Source organism: Pseudomonas sp. Root71 (assembly GCF_001429045.1).
GTDB lineage: Bacteria > Pseudomonadota > Gammaproteobacteria > Pseudomonadales > Pseudomonadaceae > Aquipseudomonas > Aquipseudomonas monachiensis.
This window is the reverse complement of the sequence record NZ_LMHY01000003.1, coordinates 128,874-147,670: the sequence shown is the minus strand read 5'-3', so window position 1 is coordinate 147,670 and position 18,797 is coordinate 128,874. Positions and strand designations below refer to the sequence as shown.

The 18,797-nt window shown below is 58.9% G+C and carries 18 protein-coding genes and 1 pseudogene; 8 read left to right on the top strand and 11 right to left on the bottom strand.

Features of this window, described 5'->3' with window-relative positions; genetic code table 11:
• Positions 1–36: 36 nt before the first annotated feature.
• The 3 genes from antC to antA are packed head-to-tail and all read right to left on the bottom strand — an operon-like array spanning position 37 to position 2,960.
• Positions 37–1,059 carry an anthranilate 1,2-dioxygenase electron transfer component AntC gene (gene antC / locus ASD95_RS05220; protein ID WP_056723013.1) on the bottom strand — a complete coding sequence of 341 codons (1,023 nt, stop codon included), beginning with the start codon at positions 1,057–1,059 and terminating at the stop codon, positions 37–39.
• A gap of 18 nt (positions 1,060–1,077) precedes the next feature.
• Complete coding sequence (gene antB / locus ASD95_RS05215) at positions 1,078–1,569, bottom strand: anthranilate 1,2-dioxygenase small subunit (RefSeq protein WP_056723011.1); 492 nt, start codon at positions 1,567–1,569, stop codon at positions 1,078–1,080.
• Complete coding sequence (gene antA, locus ASD95_RS05210; RefSeq protein ID WP_056723009.1) at positions 1,569–2,960, bottom strand: anthranilate 1,2-dioxygenase large subunit; 1,392 nt, start codon at positions 2,958–2,960, stop codon at positions 1,569–1,571. The genes antB and antA overlap by 1 nt, the downstream gene beginning before the upstream one ends.
• 458 nt (positions 2,961–3,418) lie before the next feature.
• On the opposite strand from antA, the gene ASD95_RS05205 reads away from it, so the two are divergent.
• A complete protein-coding gene (locus ASD95_RS05205; RefSeq protein WP_056722997.1) occupies positions 3,419–4,432 on the top strand; it encodes an AraC family transcriptional regulator in 1,014 nt (337 codons plus the stop codon).
• A gap of 15 nt (positions 4,433–4,447) precedes the next feature.
• Here the strand turns inward: ASD95_RS05205 and ASD95_RS05200 are convergent, their stop codons facing one another.
• Positions 4,448–4,921: an Lrp/AsnC family transcriptional regulator gene (locus ASD95_RS05200; RefSeq protein ID WP_056722993.1), complete on the bottom strand. Its 474-nt coding sequence runs from the start codon at positions 4,919–4,921 to the stop codon at positions 4,448–4,450.
• Positions 4,922–5,311: 390 nt separating this feature from the next.
• On the opposite strand from ASD95_RS05200, the gene kynU reads away from it, so the two are divergent.
• The 3 genes from kynU to ASD95_RS05185 all read left to right on the top strand — a co-directional run bounded on the left by kynU (position 5,312) and on the right by ASD95_RS05185 (position 9,473).
• Entirely contained in the window at positions 5,312–6,562 is a 1,251-nt protein-coding gene (gene kynU, locus ASD95_RS05195) for a kynureninase (protein ID WP_056722991.1), read from the top strand.
• Between the two features lie 102 nt (positions 6,563–6,664).
• Entirely contained in the window at positions 6,665–7,978 is a 1,314-nt protein-coding gene (locus ASD95_RS05190; RefSeq protein ID WP_056722989.1) for an OprD family porin, read from the top strand.
• Between the two features lie 85 nt (positions 7,979–8,063).
• Positions 8,064–9,473: an amino acid permease gene (locus tag ASD95_RS05185; RefSeq protein WP_056722987.1), complete on the top strand. Its 1,410-nt coding sequence runs from the start codon at positions 8,064–8,066 to the stop codon at positions 9,471–9,473.
• Between the two features lie 66 nt (positions 9,474–9,539).
• Here ASD95_RS05185 and ASD95_RS05180 read toward each other — a convergent pair whose 3' ends face one another.
• Positions 9,540–10,466 carry a universal stress protein gene (locus ASD95_RS05180; protein ID WP_056722985.1) on the bottom strand — a complete coding sequence of 309 codons (927 nt, stop codon included), beginning with the start codon at positions 10,464–10,466 and terminating at the stop codon, positions 9,540–9,542.
• A gap of 292 nt (positions 10,467–10,758) precedes the next feature.
• On the opposite strand from ASD95_RS05180, the gene ASD95_RS05175 reads away from it, so the two are divergent.
• Both ASD95_RS05175 and ASD95_RS05170 read left to right on the top strand, forming a co-directional pair.
• Complete coding sequence (locus tag ASD95_RS05175; RefSeq protein WP_056722983.1) at positions 10,759–10,983, top strand: hypothetical protein; 225 nt, start codon at positions 10,759–10,761, stop codon at positions 10,981–10,983.
• 46 nt (positions 10,984–11,029) lie between these two features.
• Positions 11,030–11,953, top strand: a complete 924-nt coding sequence (locus tag ASD95_RS05170; protein ID WP_056722981.1) for a universal stress protein — start codon at positions 11,030–11,032, stop codon at positions 11,951–11,953.
• A gap of 55 nt (positions 11,954–12,008) precedes the next feature.
• Here ASD95_RS05170 and ASD95_RS29575 read toward each other — a convergent pair.
• A pseudogene (locus tag ASD95_RS29575) lies at positions 12,009–12,130 on the bottom strand (GNAT family N-acetyltransferase); the annotation flags it as partial.
• Positions 12,131–12,320: 190 nt separating this feature from the next.
• Here ASD95_RS29575 and ASD95_RS05165 point away from each other — a divergent pair.
• A complete protein-coding gene (locus tag ASD95_RS05165; protein WP_056722979.1) occupies positions 12,321–13,220 on the top strand; it encodes a universal stress protein in 900 nt (299 codons plus the stop codon).
• 33 nt (positions 13,221–13,253) lie between these two features.
• On the opposite strand, the gene fnr is transcribed toward ASD95_RS05165, so the two are convergent.
• Together fnr and ASD95_RS05155 are read right to left on the bottom strand one after the other, a co-directional pair.
• Complete coding sequence (fnr, locus tag ASD95_RS05160; RefSeq protein ID WP_056722977.1) at positions 13,254–14,000, bottom strand: fumarate/nitrate reduction transcriptional regulator Fnr; 747 nt, start codon at positions 13,998–14,000, stop codon at positions 13,254–13,256.
• Positions 14,001–14,151: 151 nt separating this feature from the next.
• Complete coding sequence (locus ASD95_RS05155) at positions 14,152–14,580, bottom strand: potassium channel family protein (RefSeq protein ID WP_056722975.1); 429 nt, start codon at positions 14,578–14,580, stop codon at positions 14,152–14,154.
• A 340-nt stretch (positions 14,581–14,920) separates the two neighbouring features.
• Between ASD95_RS05155 and ASD95_RS05150 the strand changes: the two genes are divergently transcribed.
• Positions 14,921–15,835: a universal stress protein gene (locus ASD95_RS05150; protein ID WP_056722974.1), complete on the top strand. Its 915-nt coding sequence runs from the start codon at positions 14,921–14,923 to the stop codon at positions 15,833–15,835.
• Between the two features lie 22 nt (positions 15,836–15,857).
• On the opposite strand, the gene ASD95_RS05145 is transcribed toward ASD95_RS05150, so the two are convergent.
• The 3 genes from ASD95_RS05145 to ASD95_RS05135 all read right to left on the bottom strand — a co-directional run bounded on the left by ASD95_RS05145 (position 15,858) and on the right by ASD95_RS05135 (position 18,789).
• Entirely contained in the window at positions 15,858–16,766 is a 909-nt protein-coding gene (locus ASD95_RS05145; RefSeq protein WP_046040448.1) for a MurR/RpiR family transcriptional regulator, read from the bottom strand.
• Between the two features lie 127 nt (positions 16,767–16,893).
• Positions 16,894–17,658: an ABC transporter ATP-binding protein gene (locus ASD95_RS05140; protein WP_056722970.1), complete on the bottom strand. Its 765-nt coding sequence runs from the start codon at positions 17,656–17,658 to the stop codon at positions 16,894–16,896.
• Between the two features lie 18 nt (positions 17,659–17,676).
• The gene (locus tag ASD95_RS05135) at positions 17,677–18,789 is read right to left on the bottom strand and encodes a succinylglutamate desuccinylase/aspartoacylase family protein (protein WP_056722968.1); all 1,113 of its coding nucleotides are present in this window, start codon (positions 18,787–18,789) and stop codon (positions 17,677–17,679) included.
• Positions 18,790–18,797 lie beyond the last annotated feature (8 nt).

The window sequence follows — 18,797 nt, the reverse complement described above, 5'->3', positions numbered from 1 at the left end:
GGGCGCCAGCCTGGCGCCCCCTTCGGGTGAGCGGTGTCAGGCATTACTCTCGGTGAATTTCTCGTAGTACAGCTGCACGTTGTCCAGTGCCTGTGCCAGCAGCCAGGTCTTGATCGACTCCACCATAGGCGGCGGCCCACAGACGTACATATCGACCTGGCCATCGCGCAGTTCCGCGACGTCGAAGTGTTCGGCAATGTAGCCGCGCTTGCCGGTCCAGTGCGGCGACGGTTCGCTGACCACCTCGGTGTAGCGAAACCCAGGGATGCGTTGTTCATACGCCTGGATACGCGCCTGTTCGCACAAATCGGCCGCATCGCGCACGCCGTAGTACAAGTGCACGGGTTGCTCGCAGCCGCGTTCGGCGAGTTCGTCGAGCATGCCCAGCAATGCCGAAAGACCGGTGCCACCGGCCACCAGGATCAACGGCCTGGCGACGTGTCGCAGATAAAACGCCCCCAGCGGTGCCTCCAGGGCAATTTCGTCCCCCACCTGGCAGCGTTCGCGGATGTAGTTGCTCATTACGCCATCGGGAAGCAGGCGAATCAGAAACTGCAGCTCATTGCTGGCGCTCGGCCGATTGGCGAACGAGTAGGAGCGCTTGTTTTCGGTTCCCGGAATCAACAGCCGGGCGTACTGTCCGGGCAGGTAATCCAGCGATTGCCCCGCATTGCCCAGGTTCAGATGCAGGATCGCCGTGCTGGCCGAGACCTGTTTGACATTGGTGACTGTTGCCCTGAGTTGATCGGGGCCGGCGGCGTTGCACAGGCTGGACGCGAAGTCGAAGTAGAACGCCGCGTCGGATTTGACCCGTGTCTGGCAGGTGAGCATTTTGCGTTGTTGCAGGTCCTGGCTGGAGAGGGCTTCCTCATCCACATAGTCCTGGCTGTAATCGCCTGATTCGCATCGCCCCTGGCAGGTTCCGCAGACACCTTCGCGGCAATCCAGAGGAATGTTGATGCCATTGCGCAAGGCAGCGTCGAGCAGGATTTCGTTGGGTTGTACGGGAAAGAACAGCGTTTTGCCGTCGGCAAAGCTGAACGCGACCTTATGGTTCATGCCCCGGTCTCCTTGGATTCACAGGTGGTAGAAGTCGAGTACCGAGTTGATGGTGTCGTTGAGCAGCAACACATGCTTGCGGGTGATCAGCCAGCTATCGGCGTGGGGCTTGAGGTGATAGGTCGCGCGGCCGAAAAACTGCTCGGCCGTGGCCAGGCGGTAGTACAGCGTGTGCCAGTTCAGGCGCACCTCCAGCTCGCCATTTGCAAGCTCGCCGATTCGCACGTTGCTGATCTGATGCAGGGTGCGCGGCATCGGCGTCGAGGACGCGGACTTGCCCGTACGCAGGCGGAACACACGGTCTTCCAGGCCTGAACGGTTGGGGTAGTAGATCAGCGACATTTCGCGCTTGGGATCACGGGTGTAGACGTGTTCGGAGTCCCATTGCGGCAAGTGGAACTCGCTGTGTCCGGCAAACAGCTGGAGGTAGGCATCCCAGTCCTGGGCGTCGCACAGTTCGGATTTACGATAGAAAAACTGTTCGATCTGGTACTGCAATTGCGCATTCATCATTGCACCTCACGGAGTTTCAGGGATTTGGCGTCCAGACCGTCCAGCAGGAATTTCTGCCAGTTGCTGTGCTGGTTGACGTACAGCCCTTCGTGGGTGAATTCAGTGCCGGTCATGGCCGGGGCAATGCCGATCGCCTCGCTGTTGGGCGTGGCGCCGCTGGCCCAGCGGTGACTGCCGCGGGATATGTCGCTCCAGCGCTCCAGGCGTGCCTGGAAACCACGCTGGGCTTCACGGAACTCCACCAGGTCATCCGGTGTGCCCAGGCCCGAGACGTTGAAGAAATCCTCGAACTGGCGAATGCGGTTTTCGCGGTCGGCGTCCGACTCGTTCTTGACCCCCAGGCACTGGCTGATGATTTCGGTCTTGTTCCACGCCACCGGGCGGATGATGCGCAATTGCGAGCTGATCTGATCGAGGAAAAACAGGCTCGGATAGATGTTCAGGTTGCGCAGGCGATGCATCATCCACTCGGCCTTTTGCTGGCCGTGTTCTTCGATCAGTCGCGGCATGATGGTCGCGTAGCCGGAGCGTACCGACGGGTTTGGCATGTCGCTGAACAGCAGGCTGTGTCCGTTATCGAACGCGAACCAGCCATCATCGGTATTGGCGTCGCCGGCGCCGAGCTTGCTGTAGTCGAGGGTGCCGCTGGCGGCGGTGCCGTTCTCGCTGTTGACCTGCTGGCGATGCTGCACCGTGGCCACGTAGTTGTAGTGCACTGTGCTGACGTGATAACCGTCGAGGCCGTTTTCGTTCTGCAGTTTCCAGTTGCCGTCGTAGGTGTACGCCGACTTGCCGGGCAGCACTTCCAGCTCACCGGTCGGCGACTGGGCGACCATCATGTCAAAGAACACTTTGGCATCGCCGAGGAAGTCTTCCAGGCTGTTGTCGGCCTGCACATCAAGGCTGATGAAGACGAATCCCTTGTAGCTCTGGATACGCGCCTTTTTCAGGCCGCGGGTAGCTTTGTCGAAGCCTTCCGGGTACTCGCCCGGCGCCTTGACCTTGACCAGGCGGCCATCGCTTTTGTAGCACCAGGCATGGAAGGGGCAGGTGAAGGTCGACTGGTTGCCCTTGCCGACGCGGGTCAGCGTCGTGCCGCGATGCTGGCAGGCGTTGATCAGTGCATTGAGCTGACCGTCACCGTCGCGGGTGATGATCATCGGCTGGCGGCCGGCGCGCAGGGTCACGAAGTCGTGGTTGTTGGCCAGCTCGCTTTCGTGGCAGGCGTAGATCCAGTTCTTCTCGAAGATCATCTCCATTTCCAGATCGAACAACTGCGGCTCGGTGAACATGTCCCGGGCGATGCGGAATACGCCTTCTACGGGGCGGAAGTCCAGGCAGCTTTCGATGAACGTTTTCCATTGCTCGACGTTTCTTTCGCCACTCATGAGGTGTACCTGTTTTTATTGGGGCTAATCGGTACGTCATTAGAGGGAGTGGGGTGTGCCTGGGTCTATCCGCTTTGTGGGCGAAGGCAGTCCGTAAAATTGGTGGGTTCCCAAAAGATCGCAGCCTTCGGCAGCTCCTACATCGGACGCGTGTAATTGTAGGAGCTGCCGCAGGCTGCGATGCTGGCGATCGCGCGCGCGCCGGGTAACAACAGCGTGTGATGGGCTGGGCAGCAACTACCCAAACCACGCACCAAGTGATAAACGGCTGCACCTGTCTGCAGCAATCAGGTACTGTTTTGCGAGGCCGCGAATGCGATTTGATAGTCGTGTTATCCACTTAATTGGCGATTGCTATCCACTGGGTCAGCGCCGTCTTCTAGTGGCTTGGAACTTGCCTTTGCAAACCGTATACGCGCCGTCAGAGCGCGCTGAAAAAAAACCTTGAGTGCACCTTGATGAGCAACAACGTCGATCCGCAATTTCGCGACATTCGTGTCGACAGTGATGACCTGGAGGCCGCCAGAAGCTGGATGTCCGGTATCTGCGGACCCCATCGGCTGGTGAGCGCGAACCCCGAGCGGATCCGCTTTCATCACAACGCCAACATGTTCAAGTCGATGGCCACCACCCTGGGCACCATCGAATACGGTACCGATGTCACCATCGATATCGAGGACGCCGAGCACTTTCGCAGCTACAGCCTGAGCTTGCCGCTGGTGGGCGAACAGGAGCTGAGCAAGGATGGCAGCGTGGTCAGGTCGGACCGCGATCAAGGGGTCATCATTTCCCCCAATGAAAACCAGCTGCTGGCGATTTCCGGTGACTGTCGCAAGGTCCAGGTGGTGATTACCCGAGTGGCGATGAGCGAGGCGCTGGAGGGGATGTTGCAACGGCCCCTGGATGCGCCGCTGCGCTTCGAGCCGGTGATGGATGCGATCGATGGGCCGTCGGCGTCGTGGTGGCGCATGGCGCGCTATTTCATCGACGAGATGGAGCGCAGCAGTGAACTCTTCGAGCAGGTGGCCTTCACCCGGGACATTGAAAGCTCGCTGATCAAGGGCTTGATCCTCGCCCAGCCGAACAACTATTCGCAGGAACTGCGGGACGCGCTGGGTGTGAAGTTGCCGCACTACCTGGTCAGGGCCCGGCAATACATCCACGACAACGCCCGGGAAGCGTTGCATCTGGAGGACATCGAAGCCGCGGCCGGCGTTTCGCGCTTCAAGTTGTTCGACGCGTTCAAGAAATACTTCGCCCTGTCGCCGATGGCCTACCTGAAAAAGTATCGCTTGAACGCCGTGCGCCAGGAGATCCTCGAGCACGGCACGGTGCGTAGTATTTCCGGGATCGCCATGGGCTGGGGCTTCATGCACCTGGGGCGTTTTTCCACCGAGTACCGCAAGCTGTTCGACGAAACCCCGAGCATGACCTTGCAACGCAACGAAGCCCGACGCCAGCAGGGACTTTGACGGGCCGCCCCGGCCTTACTTGCGTAACACCAGATCAAGCAACTGCTCGCGCTCCTTGATTTTTTGCAGGACGATTTCCGAACGTATGTCGGTGACGCCGGCGGTGCGGTTGAGGTGATTGACGATGAAATCCGAGAAGTGCTTGAGGTTGCGGGCCTGGACCCGCAACACATAGTTGCTCGCCCCGGTGATGACATACGCGGTGACCACCTCCGGCCACTGCTGAACCTTCTTGATGAAGGTCTCGTGCCAGTCCTCCACGTCCTGTCGCAACGACACATGGACGATCGCTTCCAGCTCAATGCCCAGCCGCTCGGCATTCAGCACCGCGCGATAGCCGGTGATGATTCCCTCGCTTTCCAGCAGGCGTAAACGTCGCAGGCAAGCCGAGGGTGACAGGGCGACTTTCTCTGCCAGTTCCTGATTGCTGATACGGCCATCCTGTTGCAATTGATGCAGGATCCGCAGGTCTGTCGAGTCGAGATTCATGGTTTGAATAAATCCGCGTTTATTGGCTTTAGATTCGAATATTCTGCGAAATAATTACTACATGGTCGGTTACTTTGCACGAAAATTCTTCAAAGGTTCGTTCATTATCTCTCCACCGAAAGGCAAGTGAATTGCCTGGTGCCGGTCAGTTAGGCGTTTGAACACTGCAGTCCTTGTGGGAGCGAGCTTGCTCCGGGCGGCGATCCGACGATTGCGTCGGGTCAGTCAACATTGATGTTGAACATTAAGCCCCCATCGCGAGCAAGCTCGCTCCCACAGATTTCGAGTGTTTACTGATCAATATCAGGCGAATCGCCTTTATTCAGGGCGCCTGAACCGGCTGATGCAACCTGCCCGGATGGCGTCGCATAACAAAAAACAGGACACTCGATGACGACAAGAAACAGTTGCCTGGCGCTTGATGCCCAGGACGCTCTGGCACCCCTGCGCCAGCAGTTTGCGCTCCCCGAGGGCGTTATTTATCTCGATGGCAACTCCCTGGGCGCGCGGCCGGTCGCTGCATTGGCGCGGGCGCAAGCGGTGGTCGCCGAGGAATGGGGCAATGGCTTGATTCGCAGCTGGAACAGCGCCGGCTGGCGCGAGCTATCCGAGCGTTTGGGCAATCGCCTGGCGGGTCTGATCGGCGCGGGGGAGGGTGAAGTGGTGGTGACCGATACCACCTCGATCAACCTGTTCAAAGTGCTGAGCGCTGCCTTGCGCGTACAGGCCACCAGGTCGCCGCAGCGGCGAGTGATCGTCAGCGAATCGAGCAACTTCCCCACCGACCTGTACATCGCCGAAGGCCTCGCGCAGATGCTGCAACAGGGTTACACCCTGCGCCTGGTCGACAGTCCTGAAGCGTTGCCGCATGCGATTGACCAGGACACGGCGGTGGTCATGCTCACCCACGTCAATTACAAGACCGGCTATATGCACGACATGCAGGCCCTGACCGCGCTGACCCACGAATGTGGTGCGCTGGCCATCTGGGACCTGGCCCATTCCGCTGGCGCGGTGCCGGTTGATCTGCACCAGGCGGGTGCCGACTACGCCATCGGCTGCACCTACAAGTACCTCAATGGCGGGCCGGGCTCCCAGGCCTTTGTCTGGGTTTCGCCGCCGTTGTGCGATCTGGTGCCGCAGCCGTTGTCCGGCTGGTTCGGCCATTCACGGCAGTTCGCCATGGAGTCGCATTACGAGCCGAGCAGCGGTATCGCCCGCTACCTGTGCGGCACCCAGCCGATTACCTCATTGGCGATGGTCGAGTGCGGCCTGGATGTGTTCGCCCAGACCGACATGGCCAGCTTGCGCCGCAAATCCCTGGCCCTGACGGACCTGTTCATCGAATTGGTCGAGCAGCGTTGCGCGGCCCACGAACTGAAGTTGATCACACCCCGTGAGCACGCCAGGCGCGGCAGCCACGTCAGCTTCGAACATCCGCAAGGTTATGCGGTGATCCAGGCCCTGATCGAGCGGGGCGTGATTGGTGACTACCGTGAACCGCGCATCATGCGTTTCGGTTTCACCCCGCTGTACACGACCTTCACCGAAGTCTGGGACGCGGTACAAATCCTCGGCGAGATCCTCGACCGGAACACTTGGTCACAAGCGCAATTCCAGGTTCGCCACAGCGTGACCTGAACCCTCCGACATCCGATTCCTGCCGCAGGATTTTCTCTGCGGCAGGGCTTCGGCCGCCGGCAATAACCAGTTCTGCAATCACAATAATAAGGAGCACGCAGAATGAAACTGTCCCTCTGGCCCGCCTTGCCGCTCGCCATCTCCAGTTGCCTTGGCCAAATGGCCTGTGCCGCCTCCGACAACGGATTTGTCGAAGACAGCAGCCTGACCCTGACTAACCGTAACTTCTATTTCTACCGCAATAACCTCAACAACCCGGGCGGGCAGAACTATCGGGATGAGTGGGCCCACGGGATCATGCTCGATTACCGCTCCGGCTACACCCAGGGAACGGTGGGTTTCGGGGTCGATGCCTACGCGCAGTTGGGCCTCAAACTCGACAGTGGCAAGGGACGCACGGGTACGGGTTTGCTGCCGGTCGATGCCGATGGTCGCCCCGAGGATGAGTACTCCGAAGCGGGTGGCGCGGTGAAGGCGCGGATTTCCCGGACCGAACTCAAGTACGGCAACCTGACCCCGCTCAACCCGGTGTTCGGCACCGGCAATGCGCGACTGTTCACCAGCAGTGCCACCGGCTTTCAACTGACCAGCAATGAACTCAAGGCGTTGCAACTGGACATCGGTCATTTCACCGCCGGCAACGACAGTAATTCGACCAATGCCAATGGCGCGCTCAAAGCGCTGTACGCCGGCGTGGAAACCCGCAGTGTCGATTATCTGGGCGGCAGCTACGCCCTGAGCGATCAACTGAGTGTCAGCCTCTACGGTTCGCAGTTCACCGACATCTGGCGCCAGTACTACGGCAACGCCAACTACACCCATGCCCTTGGTGAGGGGCAGTCGCTGAACCTGGATTTCAACATCTACCGCACCAACGACAGCGGCCAGAGCCTGGCCGGCAGGATCGACAACACCACCTGGTCGCTGTCCACCGCGTACAGGTTCGGTGCCCATCGGTTGACCTTGGCGTACCAGCGGGTCGATGGCGACGAGCCGTTCGATTACCTGGGGTTCGATCAGCAACCGGGTACCTCGATTTTCCTCGCCAACTCGATTCAGGTCCTCGACTTCAACGCCCCCAACGAACGCTCCTGGCAACTGCGTTATGACCTGGACATGGCGCCTTTCGGCGTGCCGGGCCTGAGCTTCATGTCCCGCTACGTCAGTGGTGACCACATCGATGACAGCCATTATGACGGTGGCCCCAATGGCGCCTACGGACGATACGGCGATGACGGCAAGCGCTGGGAGCGCGACATCGAGGCGCGCTATGTCGTGCAGTCGGGCAAGGCCCGGGACCTTTCAATCCGCGTGCGTCAGGCCAGTGTGCGTTCCACCGCGCAGGTCGCCCGCGCCGATACCACGGACAACAACGAAGTCCGGGTGATCATCGAGTATCCACTGAGTATTTTCTGATCCGTGTCCTGCTGTGCGTGGCTGATCCCCACTGTTAAACCCACGACGTGCTCTTCAAGAAAGACAAAATCCAGAGGACATAAAAATGACCGATAACTCCGGTTTCGAAACGATATCCAAGCGTGAACACGGCCTGCGGCGTCAGTTGACGTCGGGGCAAATGAGCATGATCGCCATTGGCGGTGCAATCGGCACCGGGCTGTTCATGGGCAGCGCCTATGCCATCGGCTATGCCGGGCCGAGCGTATTGCTCAGCTATGCCATCGGCGCAATCATCACCTTGCTGCTGATGGGCTGCCTGGCGGAAATGACCGTGGCCCATTCGACCTCGGGTTCGTTCGGTGCCTACGCCGAATTTTATGTCAGCCCGCTGGCCGGGTTCCTGGTGCGCTATGCCTACTGGGCGGCGATTGTGCTGGCGGTGGGCACGGAAGTGACGGCGGTGGCGATGTACATGAAGTACTGGTTCGCCAACGTGCCGGAGTGGATATGGATCGTCTCGTTCTCCAGCGTGCTGATCGTGCTCAATGCCATCAGCGTGAAGACCTTCGGCACCTTCGAGTACTGGTTCTCGACCATCAAGATCGGCGCGATTGTCGGTTTCATCATCCTGGCGGTGTACGTGGTGTTCGGTTCCGGCAATCCGCAATACGGCGTGCACAATTACACGGCTCACGGCGGCTTTTTCCCCAATGGTCTGCAAGGGATGTGGATCGCGGTGATCGTGTCGATCTTCAGCTACCTGAGCGTGGAGATGATCGCGGTGGCGGCCGGTGAGGCAAAAGACCCGGAACAAGCGGTGAAGAAAGCCTTCCGCGGGACTATCGTGCGCCTGGTGGTGTTCTACCTGCTGACCCTGGCGTTGATGCTGGCGATCGTGCCTTGGGTCCAGGCTGGCCATGCCCAGAGTCCGTTCGTCACGGTGATGCAAGCCATCGGCATTCCCGGCGCCACCGGCGTGATGAATTTCGTGATCCTGATCGCGGCGTTGTCAGCGATGAACAGCCAGTTGTACATCACCACGCGCATGATGTTCAGCCTGTCCCGCGCCGGCTACGCGCCAAAATCCATGGGGGTATTGAGCAAGACCGGGATCCCGCTGAACGCGCTGTTGCTCTCCAGCTCGGGTATCGCCCTGGCGACCTTGCTCAACATCCTGTACCCGGAAAGTTCGTTCACCTTGATGATGGCGATCTCGATGTTCGGCGCGATCTTTACCTGGTTCATGATCTTCCTCACACACTTCTGTTTCCGTCGTTTTCACGAACGCAACGGCAACCGCAAACTGTCGTTCCGCATGCGCCTGTTTCCCTACAGCACATTGCTGGGGCTGGTGCTGATGGGGGCCGTGATGATCACGACCTACTTCACTGAAGCCTTCAAGATGACCCTGGTGTTCGGCGTGCCGTTCCTGCTGGTGCTGTCGATTGTCTACGGTGTTTTCTTCCGCAAGACCAGGGGCGTTGCGGCGCTGAGTGCGCAAGCCAGACTCTAGCCTGAGGGTCGTGCCGGGGCGGCGCACTTAATACTCGTTCTCCCATCGCCTTTATTTCCCGGGGTGTCATCCCTCGAGTTCTTCGGGGGAAACCACCCAGATGCTGCACGGCATTTTGTAAAGCAGGTGTTCCACGGTACTGCCGATCAAACGCTCCATCGCGCGATGCCCCACGCGGCCCATGACAATCACGTCGATGTCATAGGCATCGGCGAAGCTGCACAGCACCCTGGCCGGGTCGCCCATGATCATGTGCTGGTTCTGCGGCGGGATGCCGTTGCGCTCGGCCAACTCGCCGAAGGCCTCGCCCTGCATGTCGAACAGGGTCTTGGCTTTGCTTGAAGAGAAAAACGCCGAGCCATTGCTAAAGCCAAATTCGTCGGCACTGATCGAAGACAGGTCATGGGCATAGACGACATCGAGTTGGGCGTTGCAGGTGCTCGCCAGTTTCGACGCTTCGCGCAAAATCCTGTCGTTGAAACCTTCGTACTGGCCATCACGATGGAAAGGGTCGACGGCGGCAACGATCCTGCGCGGCAGTGCGTGATGCATCTGGCTGACAAAATGCAGAGGCACCGGGCACTCGCGTAGCAGATGAATATCGAGGGGGGTGAACATCAGCCGCGACAGCAGCGACTCGTGTTCCAGTTCCTTGATCAGAACAGCCATTTTGGCCTCTTCAAGATGAATCAGGATTTCCTGCAACGGGTTATTGACCCAGACCACTTCGGTCGTGACGTGCATGCCGATCTTGCGTAACGGCCGGGCCTGTTCTTCGAGCCATTGCTGGTGGCGTTCGACATAGCCCAAACGGATTTCTTCGCGCGCCTGCTCGTTCACCAGACCCGCGGTCACCAGGCCTTCCAGGTAATCAAACGCAACGATGTGCAGTGCAGCTCCCGAGGCCTTGGCCAGGGCGGCAGCCCGGTCGAAGGCCGGGCTGTTTTTCATGAGCGGTGAGACGACCAGCATGAATCTTGATGGCTCGGACATGACAAATCTCCCGTGGCGATTGCGTCTGCTCATTTGAGAGGCTGCATTCAGGCAGGAACACCTTGCCTGGATCTTGAGACGACGCACAGAGATGAGTTTGATCTTTATCAAGCAGTCGCTTGACCGGAATACGCTCCCGACGTGCGGTGGGCACGGCAGGTCCAAACACGGATTTGTTGACCATTGTCAAACCTTCGCCTGCCAGCCCGGTGCAGTCTCGAGAGCAGGGTCATGAAGGTCGCAATTACACTTTGAAGTTAAAGCATGTCTCCAGCTTTAACGGAGGTTGACGATGAACATTGATATTACCGAGCAACGGGTTCCCCATTGCTGGGTCGTGCACCTGGATGCCCTGGAAGTCAATTTCAATAGCCAGGAAGCTGCCAGTAGCTTTGTCGGCCAACTCAAGGCACGTATCGAGGCACCTCATGTCTGGCCAGTGACTGTCCGCTCGGCGGCAAGCTGTCGAACTGTCCCGGCCCGGGAACAGGAGGTTCGTTTCGACCTCGTGGAGTGACGATACCGACCACGCCTGTCCATATACCCGGGTACCGAGGTGTCCTATGTCCAATGCTCAGCATGTACTGTTGATCGCCCCCCCGACCATGACCCAGACACCGGCATTCGATCGCGCCGGCGCGTTGGCTCGCGCCATGCAATTGCCCCTGCATATCGTGGCATTCGATTATTTTCAGGCCCTGGCGGTAGCCGGTCTGTTCGCCCCCGAACAAATAAGCGCGGCCAGGGAGGGCTACCTTCAAGCCCATCGACAGTGGCTTGTGCAGCAAGCTGAAAGGTTGAGCATGCACGGCGTGAAGGTCACCAGTGAGGTCGCGTGGGTACAGGCTCCTTATGCAGAGATCGTGCATTTTGTCAGCGAGATGCCCTTGGCGCTGATCATCAAGGGTGCTCAACAGGAGTCTGCCTTGAAACGGGTGTTCTTCTCGGCGCTGGACTGGCAATTGCTGCGCGATTGTCCGGTGCCGGTGCATCTGGTGACTGACGACCGCAACCCGCAGCCGCACAACATTTTGGTCATCGTCGATGTATTGCGCAGCGAAGAGCAGGACCTGGTGTTCAACGATCGGATTGTCGCTGCCGCGAAGAAACTGGCGTCAGTCTGCGAGGCCCGGCTTGAGCTGGCGCACGTGTATGACTGGACGGCCGCGTATGTCCAGGATATGGGCTTTGGCGCGTTGCCTCTGGCCACCGGGATTTATGAAGCCCTGGGAACGGCTGAGCGCGAAGCGTTTTCAGCTTTGGCCGAGCGCCACGGGGTGCCACCGGCGTGTCGCCATTTCATTGAAGGTGCGCCGATCCCGAGTATTTGCGAATTTGCCACCGGGCACCACACGGACGTCATTGTGATGGGGACCGTGCAGCACAACGGGTTGAGCAAGCTGCCGGGAAGTACCGCTGAGCAACTCCTGCATCGGGCACCTTGCAGCGTGCTGGCAATCAAACCGGGCAGGATGCTGCAGTCCTGAAGATCATTCGCCCCGCGACAAGCTGTTGGCCAGACTCTCGCGGGGGGATTTTTTTCAGGTAAAGCCGGTGAATGACCTGCCGACTGTCATCCGGATCATTGTGTGTGTGTCGAAACCCAGGTATCGGGCCAGTTCGCGCATCGGCGCATTGCTGGAGGCGTCCACCGAGTCCATCTGGATTGATGCAAGCGTGCGGCTCAGGTCTTTTTTACGCCGGTGGCCGTGCTTTTATCTGATCTGGATCAGGAACCTGTCATGGCGGTGTTCATTCGCTTGTGTTTGATTAAAATCAAGCAGGGGGTGAGGGTTCGGACGCAGTCTTGAGCATTGCCGGTACTTCAAGACCGGAGCTGAGCCGAGGTGTGTGATGGGGCAATATCAACGTTTACTGCTGATCGCCGATCAAACCCTGCACCAGTCCCCTGCCACGTTGCGTGCCGTCGCACTGGCCAGGGCCAGCGGTGCCGCACTCGACGTGCGGGCTTTTGTCGAGCCGGTGCCGATGGTGCATTTGTGGGAGGAGAAAACCGACGATGCAGGGCAGCAACGTTATTTGCGGCGCTATCGCCGTTGGGTGGCCGATGAAGTTGAACGGTTGAGCGACCAGGGGCTGCAAGTGACGGTCGAGGTGGTTTTCACGACCCACCCGTTGCTGGACATTCTGAAGACTGTCGCCGACCTCGATCCCGATCTGTTGATCAAGGATGTGACTCTGGAGCCAGTGCTCAAGCGAGTATTCATCACCCCGCTCGATTGCCACCTGCTGCGCGAATGCCCGATCCCCGTGCTCCTGGTGAACCAGACCCGCTACGGCTTGCCGCACCGTGTTGTAGCGGCAGTGGATCCGTTCGATCCTTCAACGCAAATCAGCGGCCTGAACGACACCATCATCCAGACCGCCAATGCGTTGGCCCTGCAATGTGATGCCCCCTTGCATCTGCTTTACGCCTATGACTTGTCGCCGGCTTTCAATGGTGATGCACCGCTGGTCAGTGGTGGATGGGCCGGGGACTTCATCGAGGATCTGCGTTCGTCCTTGCACCTGGCGTTTGTCAATCTGGCGGATCGCTACAACGTGCCACCGGAGCGTCGGCATTTCGTCATGGGCCCGCCGGTGCCGGCCATTCGAGAGTTTGTCGAGGCGTATCTGGCGGATGTAGTGGTGATGGGCACTGTGCATCGGGTCGGAATCGACCAGTTGATTGGCAGTAACACGGAACGGGCGCTGTACTCTGTACCAGGTAGCATTCTGGCTGTCAGGCAGTGAGCCTCATGTTCGTCAAGCGCCGATTGGCAGCACCTAGCACAGGGGAGGGCGATTACAGCCTGCAATCAGCTGTTTAAGCCCTTCCATATCATGAATCCTGACGTCTCGACCGGACACCTCCACCAGTCCTTGATCGCGCAGATGTGCAATCCCCCGGCAAATGGTTTCCAGTCGCAGGCCCAGGTAAGAACCAATTTCCTCACGGCGCATTTTCAGCACAAAGTTGCTCGATGAATAACCTCGCAAGCTCAAGCGCTGGGACAGATTCAGCAGGAACGCCGCCAGGCGCTCATCCGAGTTCATGTTGCCCAGCATCATCAACATGTCATGATCACGCACGATTTCACGGCTGAGGATTTTGTTCAGGCTGTGCTGCAGTGAAGGCAATTCCTGGGCGAGTTTCTCCAGTTGAGAGAAGTGGACAGGACAGACTTCACTGTCCTCCAGGGCAAAAGCACTGCAAGCGTGCAACTCGTTACTGATAGCGTCCAGGCCGAGCATCTCACCGGGCATATGGAATCCGGTGGTCTGCTCGCGACCATCGATTGAAAGCACACTGGTCTTGAATGAACCAATACGAACGGCAAACAGCGAACGCAGCGGGTCGCCGGCCCGGTAGAGTGTGGCGCCTTTTTTAACCTTGACCCTTTGAACGATCAGTCTGTCCAGGCGCGCGACCTCCTGACCGGTCAGGCCAAGGGGCAGGCATAGCTCCATTACGCTACAGTTTGAACAGGCCGTCTTGAGAGAATGGACGGCCGACAGTTTGATTTCAGACATGTTCTGGTATGTCCGGTATTGATGCGTAGAGCTTAGACTCCATGGGGGCCGAGGCTGATTTTTCTCGGACATTGGCGCGACTGAATGAGTAATTGGGAATCACTTTTGTACTGCGGGTGATACTCAAGGGCGACCTGCTGCTCAAGGCGATTTATCTGCTGCTTTTCCAGTATTTCTGCATTTCGAGAAACAGAAACGAAGCCGTCCAGGTAATCAGAACAAGCCCCGTCAGCGCTTGCAGCCCCGTCAGGTATTTGAGATTGCCCACCGGCGAGATATCGCCAAAACCGATTGTCGTGTAAGTGGTGAAGGAAAAGTACACGCAGTCCATCAGTGAACCGTCGAAATTTCCCTGCAAACTGCCCCACTTTTCAGAGTGGACCATCAGGTAATAAACCAGCGCAAAACACCAGACCTCGAGTGCATGGGCCACCAGGGCACCGAACACGCCCACCACAATTCTGAAACGACTCCAAAGGTTGAGTCGGGGAAGCCAGTCGTTCAGACGCAACAGGCATTCGTAGTGAATGACGACGACTATGATGACCACCAACGTATTGATCAATGTAACTGCCAGCATGGCAGTACCTCGTTCTGACTGGTTGTCCACGACGGACCGTGAGTGCCCGCATAGTGTGTTCTACACCAGCGCAACAAAAAAGCTTTGAGCTTTATCAACAATCCTTCTGTCGATGGCAAGTTATCTGTGCGCCAAAGGAAAGCGCACTCATGTTTGACAAATGTCAGAGGAGTACAGGTTCTCACGCCAGATACTCGATCAACAGGACACGCGCAGGAAGTCGATGCCCGCCTGGAGTCCGCCGATAAAGCACCCGGCAAGTATTGAAAGATGGCATGCAGTCCGACAGGAGCCGGGATTGCAGTCGTGACCGTGAGGTGCTGCAAGTACGAGGTATATGATGCTTAAACTTAAGCGAATCTTGTTGATCGCACCCGCGGAAATGGTCCGTACTCCGGCATTTGAGCGAGCTCATGCATTGGCCTGTGCAACGGGCGCATGTTTGCACATCGTGGCGTTCGATTATGTCCCGGCGCTGGCGTTGGCCGGTTTGTTTGACCATCAAGCGATGGCCCAGGCACGAGAAGGCTATTTGCAAGTGCATCGCCAATGGCTGGAGCAGCAAGGCCGAATTCAAAAGTGCGTGGGACTGCAGGTGACCACGGAAGTGGTCTGGAGCAAATCGAGCCCGGCTCATGTGCTTGAGTATGTGAATGACTTCCATCCGGATCTGGTCATCAAGGACTTCCACTATGTATCGGCACTCGGCCGTGCGTTCCACCAGCCCGTGGACTTGCTGTTACTGCGTGATTGTCCTGCCCACCTGCACCTGGTGGCCGAGGGCAAGAACTCCACACCCTTGAAGATTCTCGCCGCCATGGATTTGTCTCATCTGGAGGAGCTGAGCCAAGGGCTGAACGACCGGATTGTCGACGTAGCCTCGACACTGGCGGCGTCATCGGGTGCCGCCTTGCATGTGCTTAGTGTCAACAGCTGGGCGGTGGTAGGCGATACGAAAATGAGCGTACCGACATTGAGCCTGGGCGGTAGCTTGAAAGAAGCGGTCATCGATGCCCAGGAGGAGGCCTTCGAGGCGCTTGCCGATCGTTATGGCATAGAAGAAGAACGACGGCATCTTCTGACCGGTCTACCCCACAAAGTGATCAGGCAATTTGCGCAACACAATGCTTTTGACTTGTTGGTCTTGGGCACTGCGTATCATCACCGCGGGGGCGACATGTTCCTGGGCAGCACTGCTGAGCAGGTGTTGACCAATGCGCAGTGCAGTTTGATGTTCGTCAAGCCCCTGGCCTGATGCTGCCAGTGGCGCCAGGTACTCACTTTTTCGCAGGTTTGCCGCTGGCAGGGATGTGCAGGTACGACATCACGCTTTCAGTCAGTTCGGTTGCCAGTTTGACCGCTTCTTTATTGCGCGCCATCACGCCGGCGACCAAGCCTTCGATCAAGGCCAGTACGGCGATGTTGGAACTGGTCAGCACCGGGTGATCGCAAGGCGCAAACAGCGTGTGCTGGGCAATGCCGGTGAGCGGCGAGGCGGGTGAGTCGGTAATTGCCAGCACCGATGCGCCGCGTTCATTGGCGAAGCGTGCCAGTTGCAGGGTGTCGAGGGAGTAGCGCGGCAGGGCGATCGCCAGCAGCACGTCCTGGTCGGTGATCGCGGCCAGACGGTAAGCGGCGTTTTCGTTGCCGCCCTCCATGCTGATGGCAGTGGCGTCCGCACAGAAGGGCATCAGGGTCGACGCGGCGAGGCCGGCGAAGTAGACACTGTTGCCAAAGCCCAGGATGTAGATTTTGCGCGCTTTGATCAGGCGAGTGACGAATGCTTCGAAGGTGTCGGCGTGGTTGTTGCTCGCCGCAGTGGCCAGGTTGCTGCTGGCGCTCTGCAGTTGTTCATGCAGGCCAAACGCGCCGCCGGGGCGATGGGCAAGTTCGTTGCGCAGCTTGTCGACCGGCGACACCATCTGCTGCAACGTTGCGACCAGCTCGGCCTTCATGCCGCTGTAGCCACCGAGGTCCAGGGCTTTGGCCAGACGGTTGACGGCGGCGGGTGAGGTCAATGTTTCGTGCGCCATCTCCTCGATGGTCAGCGTCGCGGCCTTGAGCGGGTGACGCAGGATAAAGTCCGCGACCTTGCGCAGTGACGGCGGCAGATCGGAAACGATTTCCGTCAGTTTGCGCATGACCGGCGCGGCATAGACAGTGGTGTCTTTCGATGGGGTGGGCATATCCGGCTCAACATTTCCTGAAGGTGAGAGAAGGGCTGTGCCTGATGCCCTGACAAGGTTGGCCGGAGTGTATCCGAAGCCAACCTTGTCTGGGCAGCGCCGAGCAGTGCATGGGTGGGGGGCGGCGTTACTTCAGGCTCCCGGCCAGAAACTGCCGGAGGCGTTCGGACTGCGGGTTGACCAGCACTTCACGCGGGTCGCCGCGCTCTTCGACCATGCCCTTGTGCAGGAACACCAGTTGGTTCGAAACCTCGCGGGCAAAGCCCATTTCGTGAGTCACCACCACCATGGTGCGGCCTTCCTGGGCCAGATCCTGCATGACTTTAAGCACTTCGCCGACCAGTTCGGGGTCGAGGGCCGACGTCGGCTCATCGAACAGCATCACTTGCGGTTCCATCGCCAATGCGCGGGCAATGGCCACGCGCTGCTGCTCGCCACCGGACATATGCGCCGGCCAGGCGTTCATGCGGTGCGCCACACCGACTTTGTCCAGGTAGTGCTCGGCCTTTTCCCGTGCCTCTTTCTTGCCCAGGCCCAGCACATGCACTGGCGCTTCCATGACGTTTTCCAGAGCGCTCATATGTGACCACAGGTTGAAGTGCTGAAACACCATCGATAGTTGCGAACGCATGCGTTGCAACTGTTTGGGTTCGGCCGCCTTCAGTCCGCCGAGCTTGTTGGCCACCAGCTTGAGCGGTTCGCCATTGAGTACGATATTGCCCGCATTGGGTTGCTCCAGCAGGTTGATGCAGCGCAGGAACGTACTTTTGCCAGAGCCGCTGGAACCGATGATGCTGATCACGTCACCGGCCTGTGCCTGCAGGGAAACGCCCTTGAGCACCTGATGCGCGCCGTAGCTTTTATGCAGGTCTCGAACTTCAAGTTTGTACATGGTTTGAACTCTCTGGAGTCAGTCGCTGAGCAAGCGACCCTGGCGAATGGGGGTAACGCCTGCAACCTTGGCCAGCCACAATCCTGGCTGGGCAAAGCGCAGCCGTTCGCGGGCATAGAGAATGCCGTCGGTGCTGGCGCTCACCACGCTATGGCGGTCGGTCAGCGGGTCGATGACTTCGAATAGCGGATCGCCGACCTTGACCCGGGCGCCCAGCGGTTGCAGAAAACTCACCACACCCGGGTGGGGCGCACAGGCGTACTGCGCGCCGGCGAATGGCATGGCCTGGCAATGGCTCGGCGGTGCCGCTGGCCATTCACCGCTGATCAGGCCTTGTTCGGCGAGATACCCGAGAATGGCTTGGGCACTGTCGAGGCATTGCTCGCGTTCGGTGTCTGCCATGCCCCGCAATTCGATGGTGGTGGCCGCACACGCCAGGGGAATATTGGCTTCGGGAAACAGCTCGGCCAGGCGTAACCATGCAATGGCGCAGGCTTCGTCGAAGGCACTGCCGCCCGCATCTTCGGCCAATAACGTGACCCCCGCGCCGAGGCGAGCGGCCAGTGATTGCAAGCGTGGCCAGATTTGTGGCATCGCATACATCAACATGATCGATTCGAAATCGCAGTGCAGGTCCAGCACCACATCGGCGTCACAGGCATGCTGCAGCAACAGGCGGCGCAGGCCGTCGAGTTCCGAGGTCGGTGCGGGCATGGCGGCCAGGGCATCGATCATGGCGCGGCGGATGAGTGCGATGTTGGCATCGGCATCGTCGCCCAATCGGCCTTCCAGCAGCGGCGCAATGGCATCGACCAACACCGGGAAGTCGCGATTGAAATTCTTGCCGCTGGAGAACTCGAAGCGCCCCTGATGGGTGGCCTGGAACATCTGGGCGATACCGATCGGATTGGCCATGGGCACCAACTCGATCACCCCGCTCAGGCGGCCTTGGGTTTCCAGTTCCAGAAGACGGCGCTTGAGCTCGACGGCAACGCGCATCCCCGGCAATTCGTCGGCATGCAGTGACGCCTGGATGTAGGCCTTGCGCGGTCCGCTGCCAAAACGAAACAGTGACAGCGTTCGCTCGGTGCCCGAGGCACTCCACGGCAACAGGTATTGAATGTGCTCCATAGCAGCTC